The 17328-nt window shown below is 67.5% G+C and carries 14 protein-coding genes; 3 read left to right on the top strand and 11 right to left on the bottom strand.

All coding sequences use genetic code 11. From position 1 onward, the window contains the following. Nucleotides 1-18: 18 nt before the first annotated feature. The 11 genes from ACZ1A1_RS02140 to ACZ1A1_RS02090 all read right to left on the bottom strand — a co-directional run bounded on the left by ACZ1A1_RS02140 (nucleotide 19) and on the right by ACZ1A1_RS02090 (nucleotide 13706). On the bottom strand, nucleotides 19-1512 hold the full coding sequence (locus tag ACZ1A1_RS02140; RefSeq protein ID WP_463618566.1) for a sugar ABC transporter ATP-binding protein: 1494 nt from the start codon (nucleotides 1510-1512) through the stop codon (nucleotides 19-21). Then, entirely contained in the window at nucleotides 1509-2600 is a 1092-nt protein-coding gene (locus ACZ1A1_RS02135; RefSeq protein ID WP_463618565.1) for an SMP-30/gluconolactonase/LRE family protein, read from the bottom strand. The genes ACZ1A1_RS02140 and ACZ1A1_RS02135 overlap by 4 nt, the downstream gene beginning before the upstream one ends. Beyond that, nucleotides 2593-4698, bottom strand: a complete 2106-nt coding sequence (locus tag ACZ1A1_RS02130; RefSeq protein WP_463618564.1) for an ABC transporter permease — start codon at nucleotides 4696-4698, stop codon at nucleotides 2593-2595. Before ACZ1A1_RS02130 ends, ACZ1A1_RS02135 begins: the two co-directional genes overlap by 8 nt. 95 nt (nucleotides 4699-4793) lie before the next feature. Further along, nucleotides 4794-5810 carry a sugar ABC transporter substrate-binding protein gene (locus tag ACZ1A1_RS02125; protein WP_463618563.1) on the bottom strand — a complete coding sequence of 339 codons (1017 nt, stop codon included), beginning with the start codon at nucleotides 5808-5810 and terminating at the stop codon, nucleotides 4794-4796. 57 nt (nucleotides 5811-5867) lie between these two features. Next, nucleotides 5868-6905: an ABC transporter permease gene (locus ACZ1A1_RS02120; protein ID WP_463618562.1), complete on the bottom strand. Its 1038-nt coding sequence runs from the start codon at nucleotides 6903-6905 to the stop codon at nucleotides 5868-5870. A gap of 173 nt (nucleotides 6906-7078) precedes the next feature. Next, on the bottom strand, nucleotides 7079-8266 hold the full coding sequence (locus ACZ1A1_RS02115; RefSeq protein ID WP_463618561.1) for a zinc-dependent alcohol dehydrogenase family protein: 1188 nt from the start codon (nucleotides 8264-8266) through the stop codon (nucleotides 7079-7081). Nucleotides 8267-8323: 57 nt separating this feature from the next. Then, nucleotides 8324-9088, bottom strand: a complete 765-nt coding sequence (locus ACZ1A1_RS02110; protein ID WP_463618560.1) for an SDR family oxidoreductase — start codon at nucleotides 9086-9088, stop codon at nucleotides 8324-8326. Between the two features lie 10 nt (nucleotides 9089-9098). Beyond that, the gene (locus tag ACZ1A1_RS02105; RefSeq protein WP_463618559.1) at nucleotides 9099-10574 is read right to left on the bottom strand and encodes an aldehyde dehydrogenase family protein; all 1476 of its coding nucleotides are present in this window, start codon (nucleotides 10572-10574) and stop codon (nucleotides 9099-9101) included. Between the two features lie 239 nt (nucleotides 10575-10813). Continuing rightward, the gene (locus ACZ1A1_RS02100) at nucleotides 10814-11779 is read right to left on the bottom strand and encodes a LysR substrate-binding domain-containing protein (RefSeq protein ID WP_463618558.1); all 966 of its coding nucleotides are present in this window, start codon (nucleotides 11777-11779) and stop codon (nucleotides 10814-10816) included. 9 nt (nucleotides 11780-11788) lie between these two features. After that, the gene (locus ACZ1A1_RS02095) at nucleotides 11789-12553 is read right to left on the bottom strand and encodes a class I SAM-dependent methyltransferase (RefSeq protein ID WP_463618557.1); all 765 of its coding nucleotides are present in this window, start codon (nucleotides 12551-12553) and stop codon (nucleotides 11789-11791) included. 10 nt (nucleotides 12554-12563) lie between these two features. After that, on the bottom strand, nucleotides 12564-13706 hold the full coding sequence (locus ACZ1A1_RS02090; protein ID WP_463618556.1) for a CaiB/BaiF CoA transferase family protein: 1143 nt from the start codon (nucleotides 13704-13706) through the stop codon (nucleotides 12564-12566). 238 nt (nucleotides 13707-13944) lie between these two features. Between ACZ1A1_RS02090 and ACZ1A1_RS02085 the strand changes: the two genes are divergently transcribed. Genes ACZ1A1_RS02085 through ACZ1A1_RS02075 form a run of 3 tightly spaced genes read left to right on the top strand, consistent with a single transcriptional unit; the run spans nucleotide 13945 to nucleotide 17320 of the window. Further along, nucleotides 13945-14778 (top strand): HpcH/HpaI aldolase/citrate lyase family protein, encoded by an 834-nt coding sequence (locus ACZ1A1_RS02085; protein ID WP_463618555.1) that lies wholly within the window; start codon nucleotides 13945-13947, stop codon nucleotides 14776-14778. Next, a complete protein-coding gene (locus ACZ1A1_RS02080; protein WP_463618554.1) occupies nucleotides 14769-16124 on the top strand; it encodes an MmgE/PrpD family protein in 1356 nt (451 codons plus the stop codon). Before ACZ1A1_RS02085 ends, ACZ1A1_RS02080 begins: the two co-directional genes overlap by 10 nt. A 35-nt stretch (nucleotides 16125-16159) precedes the next feature. Beyond that, nucleotides 16160-17320: an acyl-CoA dehydrogenase family protein gene (locus ACZ1A1_RS02075; protein ID WP_463618946.1), complete on the top strand. Its 1161-nt coding sequence runs from the start codon at nucleotides 16160-16162 to the stop codon at nucleotides 17318-17320. Nucleotides 17321-17328: the final 8 nt, after the last annotated feature.

Raw genomic sequence — 17328 nt, 5'->3', positions numbered from 1 at the left:
AGCTTGGGAATTGGCGGCCTAGTGGACGGCCGCGTACATCAGGTTCTCTTCCGTGGCGTCGAGCGGCGAGAACTCCTCGACCACCCTGCCCTGCCGCGCGACGAGCAGCCGGTCGGAGAGCTGCATCACCTCGGGCAGGTAGGAGGAGATCACCACCACGGCCTTTCCCTCGTCCGCCAGCCGGTTGATCATCTGGTGGATCTCGGCGATCGCGCCGACGTCGACGCCGCGCGTCGGCTCGTCGAAGATGATGAGGTCCGGCTCCTGGATCAGCGACTTGGCGATGACCACCTTCTGCTGGTTGCCGCCGGACAGCTCGATCACCTTGGCGTCCTTGCTGACGGCGCGGATGTGCAGCGACTTGCCCCATTCCTCGCCGATGCGGTTCATCTCGGAGCGCCGCAGCCAGAACTTCCGCCAGCCGGCCTTCGCCAGCCTGCCCATGAAGATATTGGCCTTGATCGACATGGTCTCGAAGAAGCCCTCGATCTTGCGGTCCTCGGTGATGTAGGCGACCTTCTCGCGCAGGCTCTGCGCGGGCACGCGGTAGCGCACGCGCTTGCCGCGGATGAAGACTTCGCCGCCGTTGAGATAGTTGCGCTTGATCGCCCCGGAGACGACCTTGAAGGTCTCCGTCCGGCCCGAGCCGACGAGACCGAACACGCCCGTCACCTGCCCGGCGAAGACCGAGAGCGAATTGTTGCGCACCATGTTGCCGACCCGGAGGTTCGAGACCTGGAGGATGCGCTCGCCCGGCGGGCGGACGAAATCCTTCCGCTTGCCGTAGAGCTCTTCCGAAAGGCTTCGGCCCACCATGGACTGCACGATGCGCGCCCTGTCGAAACTGGCGGTGGCGTCGGTCACCACATGCTGTCCGTCGCGCAGGATGGTGATGCGGTCGGAGATCGCCAGCGCCTCTTCCAGCGCATGGCTGATGAAGATGATGGCGACGCCCCGGCCCTTGAGCGTGCGCACGAGGTCGAAGAAGTGCTTCTTCTCCTCCGGCGTCAGCGTGGCGGTCGGTTCGTCGAAGACGATCACCCGGGCATTCGACAGCATGGCGCGGGCGATCTCGATCATCTGCTTCTTCGCCGCGCCGAGCGTCTGGACCATGGCGGTCGGGTCGACCTGGAAGTTCAGCGCCTGCATGAACTGCTGCGCGGCGATGTTGATGCCGCGCAGGCGATTGAAGAAATGCTCGTTCCCCATGAAGAGGTTCTGCGCCACCGTCATCGAGGGAACGAGGCTCGTCTCCTGGAACACCATGGCGATGCCGGCTTCGAGCGCCGCCGCGGGCGTGCGCAGGTGGATCGGCTTTCCGTCGAGCAGGATGTCTCCCGACGTCGGCTCCACCACGCCGGCGATCATCTTGGTGAGGGTGGATTTGCCCGCGCCGTTCTCGCCGAGCAGGGCATGGACCTCGCCGGGCATCAGGCTGAAATTGATGTTCTCCACCGCCGGGACACGGGCATAGAGCTTGGTGAGGCCACGCAGTTCCAGAATGGGGGTCATGCCGTGCCTCCCGTAATGCCGTTCGCGATGCGGATCGCCTGAAGGTCCATGCGCAGCAGCCGGCCCGCCCCCTTGGAAAGGGCCAGCACCTCGCTGCCGCGCTCCAGCGTCGTGACGATGCCGTGGTTCGCCCCGCCGACCCGGCTATGGACCGACATCAGCGGATTGCGGTTCGCGTCGCAGCGCACGGCAAGCCCGTAGGATCGCGGCGGCGCCCAGGGCTTCAGGATGCCCATGTGCTTCACCCCGCCGCTCTGCAACGGCTCGAGGAAATCCTCGCCCGAGGAGAGCGCGGGCGAGATCCAGTATTTGGGGTCGATCGTCTCCATCATCTCGCGGCGGAAGGAATTCTCCTGCAGCACGAATTCCACGATCTGCGCACGGCCCGAAAAGAGCGACAGCCAGAAGCCGCCGTCCGCCGTCGGCGTGATGCGGGCGGGATAGCCGGGAAGCTCGCCCGTCGCATCGCCCCTGCCGGCAAGGCGCAGGCGATGCCGCCAGCTTTCCGAGACCAGCACGCCGTTGCCGCTCTCCATCGCGCCGAAGGCCCAGGCGAGATCGTTCTGCAAAAGCTCGGCCTTGCCGCCCGCGGGGTCCAGCGCCAGAAGGCGACCGGAGCGACCCTTGGTCATGAGGTCGTATTGCCACTTGTCGCCGTCGTAGCGCGCCGAGGCATCGCAGACGAGAATTCGGCCATCGGCCATCACCGAGAGCGCGGTGATCGCCTTGAAGCGCCGCCCACCCGCCTCGGTGAGCGGAGCCGCCTGCCCCTCGATCACGATGCGGTCGCCCAGCGCCACGACCCGGCGGCCGTCGCGAAGAACGGTGAGCGCGGTGATCGTGCCGTCATGGCGCTCCACCAGCCTCGCTCCATCGCCCTCGATCGCCAACACCTCCGCGCCCGCCGCCGCGAGAAGGCTGCCGTCGGGGGCGAGCGCCATGTCTTCCAGGCCCGGCCGTTCGAGCAGCACCTCGGCCTCTTCGAGAAGGTTGTTCGGCTTGAAGGCGCCGTCGAGGATCGGAACCGAAAGGCTCGATCCGCCGCGGCCGATGAGGCCGCCGATCATCTGTCCGACAAATTCAAGCATGGGCCACCTTCAGGTCGACGAAATCGGGGGCGACGTCTTCCAGCTTCAGCCGCCCGATACGGTTGTTGTGAATGCCGCCGATATAGAGATGGCCGCGATGCTCCCGCATGGAGGTGATCATCGGGTGGTTCTCGCCGCCCTGATCCCACATCACGTCCAGGATCTCGCCCGTCTCGCTGATCTTGACGATGCAGCCGGTATTGAGGTTCGGCGCCAGCCATTCGTCGCCCGGCAGCTTCTTGGACATGCGGCGGCGGAAGGCCGGGCGCTTCATGGCAAGGTCGAAGACCGGGCTGCGAACCCCCATGATGGCCAGCCAGTAATGGCCGTCGGAGGCGCGGTTGAGGTTGTCGGGATAACCCGGCAGGTCGTCGATGATCGCCTCGACCGTGCCCTTCTTCGGCCCGTCGAACCAGTAGCGGCTGATGCGGCAGGCCCAGCTTTCGGCAAAGAGCAGCGATTGCCCGTCCGAGGCCATGACGATGCCGTTCGGGAAGACGAGGTTGCGCAGCACCGTGCTCGTCTTCCCGGTGCGCGGGTCGTAGCAGATGATCCGCCCGTTGCCCCGCGCCTCCAGGCTGTCCGTCGGCCATTCGTGCATTTCGTAGCGCACGGTCGCCTCGGAGAAGAAGATGCGCCCGTCCGGCGCGATGTCGAGGTCGTCGGCAAGGCGCAGGCGGCTGTCGTCGATGATCGAGAGCAGCGAGCGGTTGGTCTCGTCCGTCACCTTTGCAACGCTGCGGTCGGCATTGACCCTGTAGAGGCCCATGCCGCCGACGCAGACGAAGAGCGTGCCGTCCTGCGTCATCGCCATGCCGAGCGGCTGCCCGCCGATATGGGCATAGACCTCCTGCCGCCTGTAGTCCGGCGCGAAGAAGCGGATGATGTCGCCGTGGCGGTTGCCGCAATAAAGGTTGTCGTCGGCATCGAGGACGACGTCCTCCGGCGCCTCGACCGCGCCGAGGCCGATGGTCTCGACACCGCGCAGCTTGTCGTTCAGCGCATAGGGCGAGCCGCTGCCGCGCGCGGCCGTCTGCGGCGGCGGCAGTTCCATGTAGCCGGGGCTGACATAGAGTTCCTGCACGGCCTTGTGGCGGTTCTTGAACCAGCGGATATCGAGGAGCGCGGCCAGAAGCAGGATCGAGGCGAGGATGACGCGCGAAGCGCCCGCCGACATCGCCATCCGCAGCATGCCGTTGGTCAGCAGCAGGACGATCAGCGTGCCGAGCATCGCTTTCATGACCGAGCCCTTGCCGCCCCCGAGGCGGATACCGCCGAGGATCGCCGCCGTCAGCACGACGATCTCCATGCCCTTGCCGGTATCGGCGCCGGGCGAGGCGAGGCGCGAGGCGTAGAAGATGGCGGCGGCCGCGGCGAAGACGCCCGAGGCGACATAGGAAAGCGCCACGACCCGCTTGACCGGCAGGCCGGTATTGTAGGCCGAGCGGCGATTGCCGCCGATGGCGAGCACATGCCAGCCGGCCCTGAGACGCGTGAGGAAGATGTGCCCGGCGACGGCGACCACGCCGAAGACCCAGACGATGACCGGGATATTGAGGAACGTCCCCATGCCGAGGAAATCCCAGGCCGGCGCATCGGGGAAGTTCGCCGAGATCTCCACGCCGATTTTGGCGTTCAGCATGTCGTTGGCGGCCTTGTAGACGATGAGCGTGACCATCGTCGTCAGGAAGGCGCGCATGCGCAGATAGCCGATGAGCACACCGTTGACCGCGCCGAGAAGCCCGCCCGCGACCAGCGTTATCGCGACGGCGGGCACCATGCCGAAGCCGAGCACGTTGACGCAGTAGAGCGCAAGCAGGTTGCACAGCGCATAGATCGAGCCGACGCTGAGGTCGATGCCGCCGACGATCAGCACGATGGACATGCCGAGGACGACGAAGCCGAGCTCGCAGGCCTGCCGCAGCGTGTCGGACATGCTGGCGACGGAGATGAAATTGTCGATCCGCGCGCTGAAGAAGGCGATGACGCCCAGAAGCACCAGGAGCGGCACCGCCGTTTCCATCCACGGCTTCTGGAGAAGCTCGCCGAAGATCTTGTCCGGCCAGAAGCGGTAGCGCAGTTTTACGAGTGTATTCATGATCCGTGCCTCTGGCCCTTGCATTTGTGCGACATCCGTCGCGCTTCCCCTTCCCTCGGACGGGAAGGGGAAGACCTTTCGGGTTGAGCGGCGCCTCAGCGCAGGGTGTCGAGCGTCCAGCAGCGCTCGTCGCCCAGCGTTTCGGGCGTATAGGTCACGAGCGGGGTGTAGATGACGGTCTTGGTCGAGCCGACCTCGTTCTTGTCCTGCATCGCGGCAAGGATCAGCGCGTTGAGGTCGCGGCCCTGCCCCGGCACGTCGTAGCTGACGTAGTACTGCCAGAGGCCCTCGCGCAGGCCCTTGCAGGCAAGTTCGCCACCGCCGCCGGAGGTCGTCACGAGGATGTCGCCCGGCTTCTTGCCGGCTTCCTGCAGCGCGGCCGCCGTGCCGACATCCGCGTTGTCCCAGACGCCGAGGATGGCGCAGAGGTCCGGATGCTGCTGCAGCACGACCTGGGTGATCGACTTGGCCTTGGAGGATTCGTAATCGCCGGTCGACTGGACCGAGACGATCTGGATCTTCGCATTGTCGTTCAGGACGTTCTCGTAGCCCTTGAGCATGTAGGCGGAGAAGGGACTGGTCGGCGGGCCGGCGAGAACCAGCACCTTGCCGGGCTGGTCGCCGCCGCCGCACTTGGCGACGGCCGCCTCGGCCTGCTTCTCGCCGATCAGCTCCACGTCGGCGCCGACGAAGCCGGTCGTCTGGTAGTTGGTCTTCATGTTGAGCTGGATCACGTGGATCCCGGCCTTCTCGGCCTGCTGGAGCAGCTTGGCGTAGGACTGGACGTCGGGGTTCTGCACCACGAGGACATCGGGCTTCTCGCTGATCAGCGAGGTGATCGTCTGCGCGCCGGCCGCCGTGTTGAAGTTCGAGTTGCGCACCTCGTAGCTGTAGCCGAGTTCATCGGCCTGGCGGGCCATGATCTTGGACCAGCCCTCGGTGAGGTCGAGCCCCATGAAGACGGGGACGAACACCACCTTGCGGCCCTTGAGGTTCGAGTAGTAGCTCTCGCGCAGCGGGTCGCCCATGCTGGTTTGCGCGACGGCGGCCGTCGCGGCCCCGACCATGGTGGCCATGGCAAGGCCGCAGGCAAATTTGACAAGCTTGTTCATTCCATTCCTCCCGTTGAATACATGTCTGCCGGCCGGTCCTCCCCGGCTGGGCAAGGTTCAGATATCGCCCTGCTGCGAGGTCTCCTCGTTGCGCGGATTGATCAGGCTGTCGGCGAGAACGGCGACCAGCAGCACGAGGCCGCGCACCAGGTTCTGCATCTCGAAGGAGACGTTCATGATGGTGAGCCCGTTCATGATCGTGCCGATCAGCAGGGTGCCGATGATCACGTTCGCGACGCCGCCGCGCCCGCCCGAAAGGCCGATGCCGCCGAGCACGACCACGAGGATCACGTCGTAGATCCAGGTGAGATTGAAGATGCGCGTGTCCATGCTGGCCGAGGACGCGGCAAGCACCATGCCGGCGAAGAAGGCGACGCAGGACGAGATGATGTACTGCATGACCAGGACCGGACGCAGCGAGATGCCGGTGAGGCGCGTCGCGCCGGGATTGTCGCCCGAGGCGTAGACGAACATGCCCGGCCGGGTGCGGCGCAGGAAGACACCGATCAGGATCGCCACCGCGCCGAAGGCCAGCACGGAATAGGGAATGCCGAACACGCTGCCCCGGCCGATCCAGACGATCACGTCGAGCTCGGGCGGCCAGGAAACGATCTCGTAGTCGAAGAGGCCGATCTGTCCGATGCCGGCAACGCCGATGCCGACCGCCAGCGTGGTGAAGAGCGAGGGAATCTCGGCATAGGCCACGAGGACCCCGTTGAGAACGCCGATGGCGACGGCCATCAGGAGACCCGCCGCAAGGGCCGGCACAACGCCATAACCCTTCGCCGCCAGCATCAGCACCAGCGCCGAGGGCACGGCGAGCGAGGCGATCATGGAAAGGTCGATCCCCCGCCCGATCACCACGATCGCCATGCCGAGGCCGAGAATGCCGAGCACCGCGACGGTGCGCATCAGCGTCAGCAGGTTGCCGATGCTGAAGAAGCCCGGCAGGACCAGCGAATAGACGACGAAGATCACCAGGAACAGCAGCGTGACGATCTTGAGCTGGTCGAAACCGATCCTGCCTTCGCCGCCGAAAAGACCGGCGACCGGCACCGGACGACCGGCGGTTTGACCCTCGACAGGGCTTTGCATGACGTTCCCTCCCTAAAGGACGCAAGGCCGCGACGGCGGCACGGCTGCGGTCCTGCTCCAGCGCGCGAGGCTTTTCGGCGCGACCGCCGCAAGCGGCGTCACGTCGCCGGCCCCGCCGTGGCGCAGCTCTCTCCCAGGCCGAGCAGATACCTTAATGATTTCTGAGTCAATAATCATTTTATTGCGCTCGCGCCTTTGCCATCCCGCCAGACGGCGATCTCTTGCGGATCGAACAGGACGACCTGGCGGATGGCCTCGCCGCGATCCAGCCGGTCGAACCCCTCGTTGATTTCCTCCAGCGCAAGGACGCCGGTCAGCAGCCGGTCCACCGGCAGCTTTCCGGCGCGGTAGAGGTTTATGAAGCGCGGGATATCGCGCTGCGGCACGCAGGAGCCCATGTAGCTGCCCTTCACCGTGCGCTCGTCGGCGACGATGTTCACCGCCGGGATCTTGAACTCGGCCGTCGGCGAAGCGAGCCCCGCCGAGACGGTCTGCCCGCCCCGGCGCGTGATGCGGTAGGCGAGATCGAATGCCGGCACGGCCCCCGCAAGCTCCACCGCATGGTCGACGCCGCCGCCTGTCTCGGCGCGGACGCGCTCGACCACGTCCCTGTCAGCCGCGTTGTAGACCCGCGTCGCGCCGAGGCTGCGGGCGACAGCCAGCTTCTCCTCGGAAAGATCGATGGCGACGATCTCGGTCGCCCCGGCGGCGACGGCCCCGAGCAGCGCCGCAAGGCCGACCCCGCCGAGGCCGACGATCGCCACGCTCTGGCCGGGCTGAACCCGGCAGGTGTTGATGATCGCCCCCACCCCCGTCTGCACGGCGCAGCCGAAAAGCGCGAGCTCCGTGAACGGCACGTCCGGCGCATCGACCTTGACCACCGAATGGCGGGAAACGACGGCATGGTCCGCATAGCCGGAAATGCCGCAATGGTGATGGATGTCGTGATGGTCGCGGCAATCGTGCAGCCGGACGCCGCCCGCCATCATCACGCCCTTGCCGTTGGCTTCCGCCCCGGGAATGCAGAGGGCAGCGCGCCCCTCTGCGCAGGGCAGGCAATGGCCGCAGCTCGGCTGGAAGGTCATCACCACCCGGTCACCCGGCTTAAGGTCGCGGATGGCAGCGCCGACCTCGACCACCGTCCCGGCCGCCTCGTGGCCGAGCACCATCGGCGTCTGCCGCGGCCGGTTGCCGTTGATCACCGACAGGTCGGAGTGGCAAAGCCCCGCCGCGCCGATGCGCACCAGAAGCTCTTCAGGACCCGGCGGGTCGAGCTCGATCTCCTCGATCGACAACGGACGGCTTTGCGCGAAGGGCGCGGCGGCCGGCGATTGCTTCAGAATGGCGGCACGGATCTTCATGCTCACGGGTCCTTAGGTGGAAAGAGGCCGCCCCGCGGGGAGGCGGCCAGTCGGGGGTCAGACAGTCCGTCCGCCGTCGACCGGCAGCAGCACGCCGGTGATGAATTCGGCGTCGTCGGACGCCAGGTACAGCGTCGCCCGGGCGATGTCGTCCGGGCGCGACATGCGGCCCATCGGGATCGTCGCGATGAAGCGGGCGCGGTTTTCCGGCGTGTCCGGCACGCCCATGAAGGCTTCCAGGAGGCCCGTCTCGCCCATGACCGGGCAGATCGCGTTGACGCGGATATTATCCGGCGCGAGCTCCACCGCCATCGATTGCGACAGGATGTTCACCGCGCCCTTGGTCGAGTTGTACCAGGTGAGGCCGGGCCGCGGCCGGATGCCGGCGACCGAACCGATATTGACGATCGAGCCGCCGCCGATGCTGCGCATCAGCGGCACGATGATATTGGTGATGTGGTAGATCGACTTGACGTTGATCGCGTAGACGCGGTCGAATTCCTCCTCGCTCACCTCGAGCATCGGCTTGTTGCGATGGGTCCAGCCGGCATTGTTCACGAAGACATTGGGCGTGCCGAACGTATCGACCACCTTCTGCACCGCCGCCTCCATCTGGGCGCGCGAGGTGACGTCGGCGCAAAGCGCCAGCGCGTCCGGCCCGATCTCGGCCGCGACCCGCTCGGCGGCCTCGCCCCTGAGGTCGAGCACGCCCACCTTCGCGCCCTCGGCGGCGAAGAGCTTGGCGATCCCCTCGCCGAAGCCGCCGCCCGCGCCCGTTACGACGGCGATCTTTCCCGCCAGACGGCTCTTTTCTCCAGCCATGGTTTGCCTCCTAGTCGTGTTTGATGACGATGGTCTTGAGCGCGGAGAACTCGTAGAGAGCCTCCATTCCCTTTTCGCGCCCGTGACCGGATTTCCTGACGCCGCCGAAGGGCAGCTCGATGCCGCCGCCCGCGCCATAGGCGTTCACATAGACCTGCCCTCCGCGCAGCCGCCGCGCCATGCGGATCGCACGGCTGGTGTCGCGGGTCCAGACCCCGGCGATGAGGCCGTATTCGGTGCCGTTGGCGAGCGCCAGGGCATCGGCCTCGTCCTCGAAGGGGATCGCCGCCAGCACCGGCCCGAAGACCTCGTCGAAGGCGAGCGCATTGTCGCGCGGCACCGGGCCGAAGATGACCGGCGGCACGTAGAAGCCGCCGGCAGGCGCCTTCGGATGAAGGCCGCCCTCGGCGATGACGGGAACGCCCTGTTCCCTCGCCCGGGCGATGAAACCCTCGACCCGCGCCTTCTGCCTGGCGCTGATGATCGGCCCCAGATCGGGATCGTCGTCCGGCAGGCCCGCCTTCAGCGCCTCGAAGCGCCCGGCGATGCGGGCGATGGCCTCGTCCCAGATCGAGCGCTGCACCAGGACGCGCGCTCCCGCCGAACAGGTCTGCCCCGCATTCTGGACGATGGCCGCCACCACGACGGGAACGGCCGCGTCGAGATCGGCGTCCTCGAACAGGATCTGCGGGCTCTTGCCGCCGAGCTCCAGCACGCAGCCGATGTGGTTCTTCGCCGCTGCCGTCTGGATCAGCGTGCCGACCTGCGGCGAGCCGGTGAAGGAGATGAAATCGATCCCCGGATGTTCCGCGAGAGCCGCGCCCGCCTCGTGCCCGAGGCCGGGAACGACATTGACCGCGCCTTCCGGGAAACCCGCCTCGGCGGCAAGCTCGGCGATGCGCAGCACCGTCAGGCAGGCGTCTTCGGCCGGCTTCAGCACCGTGGCGTTGCCCATGGCGAGCGCGGGACCGAGCGTGCGCCCCGTCATCTGCGCCGGATAGTTCCAGGGAATCACATGGCCGGTGACGCCGAGCGGCTCGCGCTCGCCGGTGACGTAGTAGCCGTTCATGAAGGGGATCTGCTCGCCGTGGAACTTGTCCGCGGCCCCGCCGTAGAATTCGAAATAGCGAGCGGTGGCCTGGATATCGGACCGCGCCGCGCGGATCGGCTTGCCGCAGTCGCGCGCCTCGATCGCGGCCAGTTCCCCGGCATTGTCCAGAACCAGTTGCGACAGCCGCATCAGGAGGCGCCCGCGCTCGGTGGCGGTAAGGCGCGACCAGGCGCCGCCCTCGAAGGCAGCGCGGGCAGCGGCCACGGCCCGGCCGATATCGTCAGCATTCCCCGCCGCGATTTCGGCGAAGACCACGCCTTCCGCGGGGGCAACGACGGGCAGGCTGCGCCCGGATGCCGAAGGCTCCCAGCGGTTGTCGATGAAGCAGCCTTTGGCGGGCTTCAGCCCGGCCTCGCGCGGATAGTCTTCAGCCAAGCGGCTGCCCTCCCTCCAGTGCCATGCGGCCATCCCGCCGCAAGCGGCGCGACGGTTTTCCCGCAGGCGACGATCTCCTCCATGCCGCCGCGACGGTCATCCGTGGCGGGGCGATTGAGGCGATAGTGGCAGCTAATCCGGCGGAAGAACAAATTCAGAAATTCGTCACCCCCCATATGCAAATGTTCTGGCACTCGCTTGGGTGCGCCGCATCAAATTATATGGGGCGATGGCGGGAATCAGCCCTCGGAAGGGCTTTCCGGCAGGTCGGTCGCGCCGGCCCAGCTGCCGTTCCGCGCCAGCCGGCGCAGCAGTTCCTGCACGAGGTCGCGGATGGCGGCGACCGCGTTGGTCATCGGCCGCTCGACCGCCGAGGCGAGATGCACCGACCGGCGGATCGGCGGGTCCGCGATGGTCCAGCTGCGCAGGCTGCCCGCCTGCACCTCGCGCGAGACGGCGTTCAGCGGGAGGACCGAGCAGCCGAATCCCGCCGCGACCAGCTCCTTGATGTTGGAGTAGGAATCGACCTCGATGCTGACATTGAGTTCCACCCTGGCAGCCTTGGCATGCTGGTCGAGAAGCGAGCGCAGGCCGTGATCCTGCCCGGGCAGGATGAGCGGCAGCGCGGCCACCTCGGAAAGGCCGAGCCGCCTGCCGGGCTCGGGCAGGACGGCGCCGTCGCCGAGGCCCCGCTCGGGCGCGAAGAAGACGAGTTCCTCCTCCAGAAGCTCGACCGTCGCAAGGCCGGCATCCGAGACCTTGCGGTAGATCACCGCAAGGTCGATGCGCGCCTCGCGCATCCATTCCAGCACGAAGCCGCTCATCGCCTCCGCGATGCGCAGCTGGATGCGCGGATAGCGCCGACGCGCCTCGGTGATCAGCGGCACCGAGAGGATCTCGCTGATCGTGCCCGGCAGCCCCAGCCGCACGACGCCGGACGGATCGCTCTTGTGGCCGCGGATCTCCTCTTCGGTGACGACGAGCTGGTCGAGGATGATGCGGGCATTGCGCAGCAGGATTTCGCCCGCCTCGGTCGGCACCACGCCCTGCGGGCTGCGGAAGAGCAGCGGCGTTCCGAGATCCGCCTCTATGTTGCGCACATGCAGCGAGAGCGCCGGCTGGGCGATGTGCAGGATCGCCGCCGCCCGCGAGAACGAGCCCTGTTCGACGATGGCGATGAAGTATCGAAGTTGCCGAATATCCATATCCGAGGACTATACCAACGGCGCCCGCCGCGCATCCGGATTGTGCAGCCGGTCCACCTCGGTGCGCACCAGCGTCCAGCACAGGATCGGCTGCACCAGCACGGCCTTGCCATCGCGGAAGAGGAGATTGTCGCGCCAGGCCCGCGCCAGCTCGCTCCGCCGCCGCTCCACCGTCGCCGCGCGGTCGGGATCGACGTCCAGAAGATAGTCGATGAAGCCCTGGAGGCCGTCGAACCGGCTTTCCCGGTCCCATCGCCGCAGGTCGCGCAGCACCGCCCCGCCATCGGCGACAAGGGCGTCGATCGCGGCGATGGCGAGGGCGCGCACTTCGGTCTCGTCGTCGACTGGACGCATGCAGCGGAAGAAGCTGCCGCCGGCGACCGGCTCGATCACCAGAAGCTCCCCGCCCGGGCGGAGCACGGAGAGCGTGCGGGACAGCGCATTGCGCATCTCGGCGGGCGCCACGTGGTGGAGCGCATTGACCATGCAGGCCGCGTCGAACGGGCCGAGGGTTTCCGGCAGGGCCTCCGCCCCGGCCTGAATGAAGGTCGCCTGCGGCGCGGTCCGCCGCGCCGCCGCGATCGCCTCCGCGCGCGGCTCGGCACCCGTCACCTCGAAGCCGGCGGCGAGAAGCCGCGCCGCCAGCGCGCCCGATCCGCAGCCGACATCCAGCACCCGTCTCGCCTCCCGCCTCCTGAAGGCCTCGGTCAGGACGGTGACGTTGTCCGACTTGACCGTGCGGGCGCGGGAAAGGATCGTCGGGGCTGCGGGCATGGCGTTCACCTCATCCTGCGGGAACCGTTTCGCCGAACTCCGCCACGATCTCGGCGGTATGCGCTCCGAGGGCGGGAACCGCCCCGAGCTCCGCCGCCCGGCCGTCGACCACCGTTCCGGGTGCCAGCATCCGCACCGGCCCTGTCGGCGTCTCGACCTCGACATAGCGGTTCTGTGGATGGGCGGCGAGGTCCTGCAGGGTCGAGACCCGCCCATAGGCGATCCGCGCCCTTTCCAGCCGCTCGACGATGCGGTCGCGGCTCAGCCCGCGAAACGCGGCCTCGATGACGGCGTTCAGCGCCGGGCGGTTGGCCACCCGCGCCGAATTATCGGCAAAGCGCGGGTCGGCGGCAAGGGCCGGCATCTCGAGCACATCCGCGCAGAACTGCGCCCATTCCCGCTCGTTCTGGATCGAGAACAGCACCTCCCGCCCCTCGCGGTCGGCATAGGCGCCATAGGGGGCGATGGTCGGATGCGTGAGGCCGTTTCGCGGCAGGACCTGCCCGCCATAGACATATTGCAGATAGGGCACGTTCATCCAGTCGGTCAGCGCGTGGAAGAGCGAGATGGCGATATGCCGACCCTTTCCGGTGCGCTCGCGCGCATAGAGCGCCTGGAGCACCGCCTGGTGCGCCGTGGCGCCGGCGGCGATGTCGCAGATCGAGATGCCGACGCGGGTCATGCCCTCGGGCGTGCCGGTGATCGAGGAGAGCCCGCTCTCGGCCTGCACCAGGAGGTCATAGGCCTTGAGATCCTTGTAGGGGCCGTCCTCGCCATAGCCGGAGATCGACACGGTGATGAGGCGGGGATGGCGCTCGCGCAGCGCGTCGGGCGCAAAGCCCAGCCGGTCGATGGCGCCGGGTGCGAGATTCTGGATGAAGACGTCGGCCCGCGCGATCATCCGCGCCAGGACGGCTCTCGCCCTCTCCTCGCGCAGGTCGAGGCAGACGGACTGCTTGCCGCGGTTCAGCCAGACGAAATAGGCGCTTTCGCCATGGACCAGCCGGTCGTAATTGCGGGCGAAATCCCCTTCCGGCCGCTCGACCTTGATGACCCTTGCCCCCGCCTCGGCCAGCCGGGAGGAAACCAGCGGCGCGGCGACGGCCTGTTCGATCGAAACCACGAGCAGGCCGGCAAGGTCGGTTTTCGTCATGTCTGGCTTCCCTTCGCATTACCGGATGACGTGGGGGCATCCTCGTACCTGCGGCAGAATTGACGAAACCGGCCATCACATCAAATAACGGCTTTCTCCATCCGGCATAACGAAAACAGATAGCTCTCCATGGCATGGAGATACATTTCCGTTATGGAATTGAGATAAAAAATATATTTCCATTTATACCCCCGCCTCCGCATCATCCCCCCGGAACAAGAGGAGAGCCGGGGAGCCGATGCCAAGCGAAATCGCCAGTCTGACGCTGCCCCTTTTCGTGCCCGGCGACCGGGCCGACAGGTTCGCCAAGGCCGCGGCCGCCGGCCCGGACGCGGTGATCGTCGATCTGGAGGATGCCGTCGCCCCAGAGGTGAAGCGGCCGGCGCGCGCGGCGCTTGCGGAAGGCTTGTCCACGATGCCCGCCGGCATGCCCGTCCTGCTGCGCATCAACGCGGCCGGGACAGAGTGGCACGAGGCGGATCTCGCCGCCGCCGCCCGCCTGCCGCTGGCGGCCGTGCTGCTTCCCAAGGCGGAAAACGTCGACGATCTTCGCCGCGTCGCCGACCGCTGCGGCTGCCCGGTGGTCGCGCTCATCGAGACGGCCGCCGGCCTGCATCGCGCGGTCGAGATCGCCGGGGCATCCGCGCGGCTCGCCTTCGGCTCCATCGATTTCGCCGCCGACCTTGCCATGGGCCATACACGCCAGTCGCTCCTTGCCGCGCGCTCAGCCCTCGTCATGGCCGCCCGCCTGGCCGGCCAGCCCGCCCCCATCGACGGCGTGACGACCGCCATTCATGATGAAGAGCGGATCGCCGATGATTGCGCGCATGCGGTGGAACTGGGCTTTTCCGGCAAGCTGCTGATCCATCCCGCGCAGATCGCGCCGGCCCGCCGGGGCTTTGCCCCTTCGCAGGCCGAGATCGACTGGGCGGCGCGGGTGCTCGCGGCAACGGCAAGCGGCGCGGCGACACGGGTCGATGGCGCGATGGTCGATGCGCCGGTGATCCGCCGCGCCGGGCAGATCATGGCCCGCCGCCCGGCACCGGCCGAAAGGAGCGATGCATGTCCGTGACCACGACCCTTGCCGACTTTGCGGCCAACCTCGACACGGGCGGGATTCCGACCGAGGTCACGGCGCGCGCGCTGGCGCTCTCGACCGACCTGACCGGCTCGATCCTCAGGGCGGCGCATGAAGCCGATTCCACCCCGGCGGTCCTTGCCATGCTGGCGCGGCTAGGCATGGACGGCGAGGGTCCCTGCACCGTCTTCGGCCTCAACCGGCGCTACGGCGCGGCCGTGGCCGCCCTGCTGAACGGGACGCTCGGGCACAGCCTCGACTTCGACGATACCCATGCCGACAGCTCGCTCCATCCGAGCGCGCCCGTGGTTCCGGCCGCCCTTGCCGCGGCGGAGCTGACCGGGGCGTCGGGCACTGACTTCCTTGCCGCGGTGGTCGTCGGCTTCGAGGTCTGCTGCCGGCTCGGCATGGCGCTCGACCCGACCGCGCATTACGCCCGCGGGTTCCACCCCACGGCCACCGCCGGCACGTTCGGCGCGGCGGCGGCCGCCGGGCGGCTTCTGGGCCTCGATGAAAAAGCCATGGCCTCGGCCTTCGGCGTCGCGGCAAGCCAGGCCTCCGGCTCGCTGCAATTCCTCGTCAACGGCGCATGGAACAAGCGTTACCAGGTCGGCGAGGCGGCGATGAAGGGCCTGATGGCCGCGACGCTCGCCGCTTCCGGCTTTGTCGGCGCCGAGGATGCGATCGACGGCAAGCACGGCTTCCTTCGCGGCTACAGCGACGGCGCGGACCCCGCCCGCGCGGTGGCGGGCCTCGGCAGTACCTGGGAGACCCTGCGCATCGGTGTCAAGCCCTATCCCGCCTGCCGCTATACCCATGCCGCGGTGGACGGCCTCCTTGCCCTGCGCCGCGACCTTAGCCTTGCGCCGGACGAGGTGCAGGCCATCACGGTGGGCCTCCACCGCAACGGCATCACCCTCGTCGGCGCGCCGCTCGATGAGAAACGCCGGGCGCGCAGCGTGGTCGAAGGCCAGTTCTCCATGCCCTTCGCCGCCGCCGTGGCGCTGCTGCGCGGCCGCTTCGGCTGGGACGACTACGATCTCCTCGGCAAGCCCGAGGCCGAGGCGCTGGCCGCCCGCGTCGACGTGGTGCGCGACGAAAGCCTCGAAGGCCTGCGCCACCCCTTCGGCGCGACCCTGACGCTGCGGGCAAGGAACGCCGAGCACCGCCTCGCCATTCCCGATCCGTCGGGCGAGCCGGACACCTTTCCCGATGCGGACGCCATCGCCGCCAAGTTCCGGACGCTGGCCGGTCCGGTGCTGAACGCCGGGGCCGACACCCTTCTCTCCCGCCTGCGCGACCTGCCGCAGGCTTCCTCCCTGCGCGGCTGGTTCGGCTGAACCCCGCCCCTGACCGGAGCCGTCCCTTGAAAGACATCAACAGCCAGCACGAAACCCATGCCGAACTGCGCGAGGGCATCCGCGCGCTCTGCGCCAGCTTCCCGGCGGAATATCACCGCAGGGTGGACGAGGCCCGCGCCTATCCCGAGGAGTTCGTCGACGCGCTGACGCGGGAAGGCTGGATGTCGGCGCTGATCCCGGAAGAATACGGCGGCTCGGGCCTCGGCCTCACCGAAGCGGCGATCATCATGGAGGAGATCAACCGCGCCGGCGGCAATTCGGGCGCCTGCCACGGCCAGATGTACAACATGAACACGCTGATCCGGCACGGCTCGGAGGAGCAGCGGCGTAATTATCTGCCTAGGATCGCCAGCGGCGAACTGCGCCTGCAGAGCATGGGCGTGACCGAGCCAACGACGGGCACGGATACGACGCAGCTGAAGACCACCGCGGTCAGGAAGGGCGACCGCTGGGTCATCAAGGGCCAGAAGACCTGGATCAGCCGCGTGCAGCACTCCGACCTGATGATCCTGCTTGCCCGCACCACGCCGATCGACCGGGTGAAGAAGAAGTCCGAGGGTCTTTCGATCTTCCTCGTCGACGTGAAGGAGGCGATGAAGAAGGGGATGGCGGTTCGCCCCATCCTCAACATGGTCAACCACGAGACCAACGAACTGTTCTTCGACGACCTGGAAATCCCGGTCGAGAACCTGATCGGCGAGGAGGGGCAGGGCTTCAAATACATCCTGACAGGTCTCAATGCCGAGCGCACGCTGATCGCGGCGGAATGCATCGGCGACGGCTACTGGTTCACCGACAAGATCGTCGAATATACCTCGAACCGCGTGGTTTTCGGCCGCCCCATCGGCCAGAACCAGGGCGTGCAATTCCCCATCGCCGAGGCCTATATCGAGATCGAGGCCGCCAATCTCATGCGCAACGAGGCCTGCCGCAAGTTCGACGCGGGCCTTGCCTGCGGGGCGGAGGCGAACATGGCGAAATACCTTGCCGCCAAGGCAAGCTGGGAGGCGGCCAATGCCTGCCTGCAATTCCACGGCGGCTTCGGCTTTGCCTGCGAATACGATGTGGAGCGCAAGTTCCGCGAGACGCGACTCTATCAGGTGGCGCCGATTTCGACCAATCTGATCCTCTCCTACGTGGCCGAGCACATTCTCGGCCTGCCCCGCTCCTTCTAGGTAAGGAA

This window comes from Shinella sp. R2-11 (genome assembly GCF_055330205.1).
The sequence above is the reverse complement of the archived record's forward strand: the minus strand, read 5'-3'. Positions and strand labels throughout refer to the sequence as shown.

Coding starts and splice junctions, on each gene's coding strand:
- ACZ1A1_RS02100 (WP_463618558.1), bottom strand. CDS start 11,779: ATGGATATTCGGCAACTTCGATACTTCATCGCCATCGTCGAACAGGGC.
- ACZ1A1_RS02125 (WP_463618563.1), bottom strand. CDS start 5,810: ATGAACAAGCTTGTCAAATTTGCCTGCGGCCTTGCCATGGCCACCATG.
- ACZ1A1_RS02135 (WP_463618565.1), bottom strand. CDS start 2,600: ATGCTTGAATTTGTCGGACAGATGATCGGCGGCCTCATCGGCCGCGGC.
- ACZ1A1_RS02110 (WP_463618560.1), bottom strand. CDS start 9,088: ATGGCTGGAGAAAAGAGCCGTCTGGCGGGAAAGATCGCCGTCGTAACG.
- ACZ1A1_RS02095 (WP_463618557.1), bottom strand. CDS start 12,553: ATGCCCGCAGCCCCGACGATCCTTTCCCGCGCCCGCACGGTCAAGTCG.
- ACZ1A1_RS02080 (WP_463618554.1), top strand. CDS start 14,769: ATGTCCGTGACCACGACCCTTGCCGACTTTGCGGCCAACCTCGACACG.
- ACZ1A1_RS02115 (WP_463618561.1), bottom strand. CDS start 8,266: ATGAAGATCCGTGCCGCCATTCTGAAGCAATCGCCGGCCGCCGCGCCC.
- ACZ1A1_RS02090 (WP_463618556.1), bottom strand. CDS start 13,706: ATGACGAAAACCGACCTTGCCGGCCTGCTCGTGGTTTCGATCGAACAG.
- ACZ1A1_RS02120 (WP_463618562.1), bottom strand. CDS start 6,905: ATGCAAAGCCCTGTCGAGGGTCAAACCGCCGGTCGTCCGGTGCCGGTC.
- ACZ1A1_RS02130 (WP_463618564.1), bottom strand. CDS start 4,698: ATGAATACACTCGTAAAACTGCGCTACCGCTTCTGGCCGGACAAGATC.
- ACZ1A1_RS02085 (WP_463618555.1), top strand. CDS start 13,945: ATGCCAAGCGAAATCGCCAGTCTGACGCTGCCCCTTTTCGTGCCCGGC.
- ACZ1A1_RS02140 (WP_463618566.1), bottom strand. CDS start 1,512: ATGACCCCCATTCTGGAACTGCGTGGCCTCACCAAGCTCTATGCCCGT.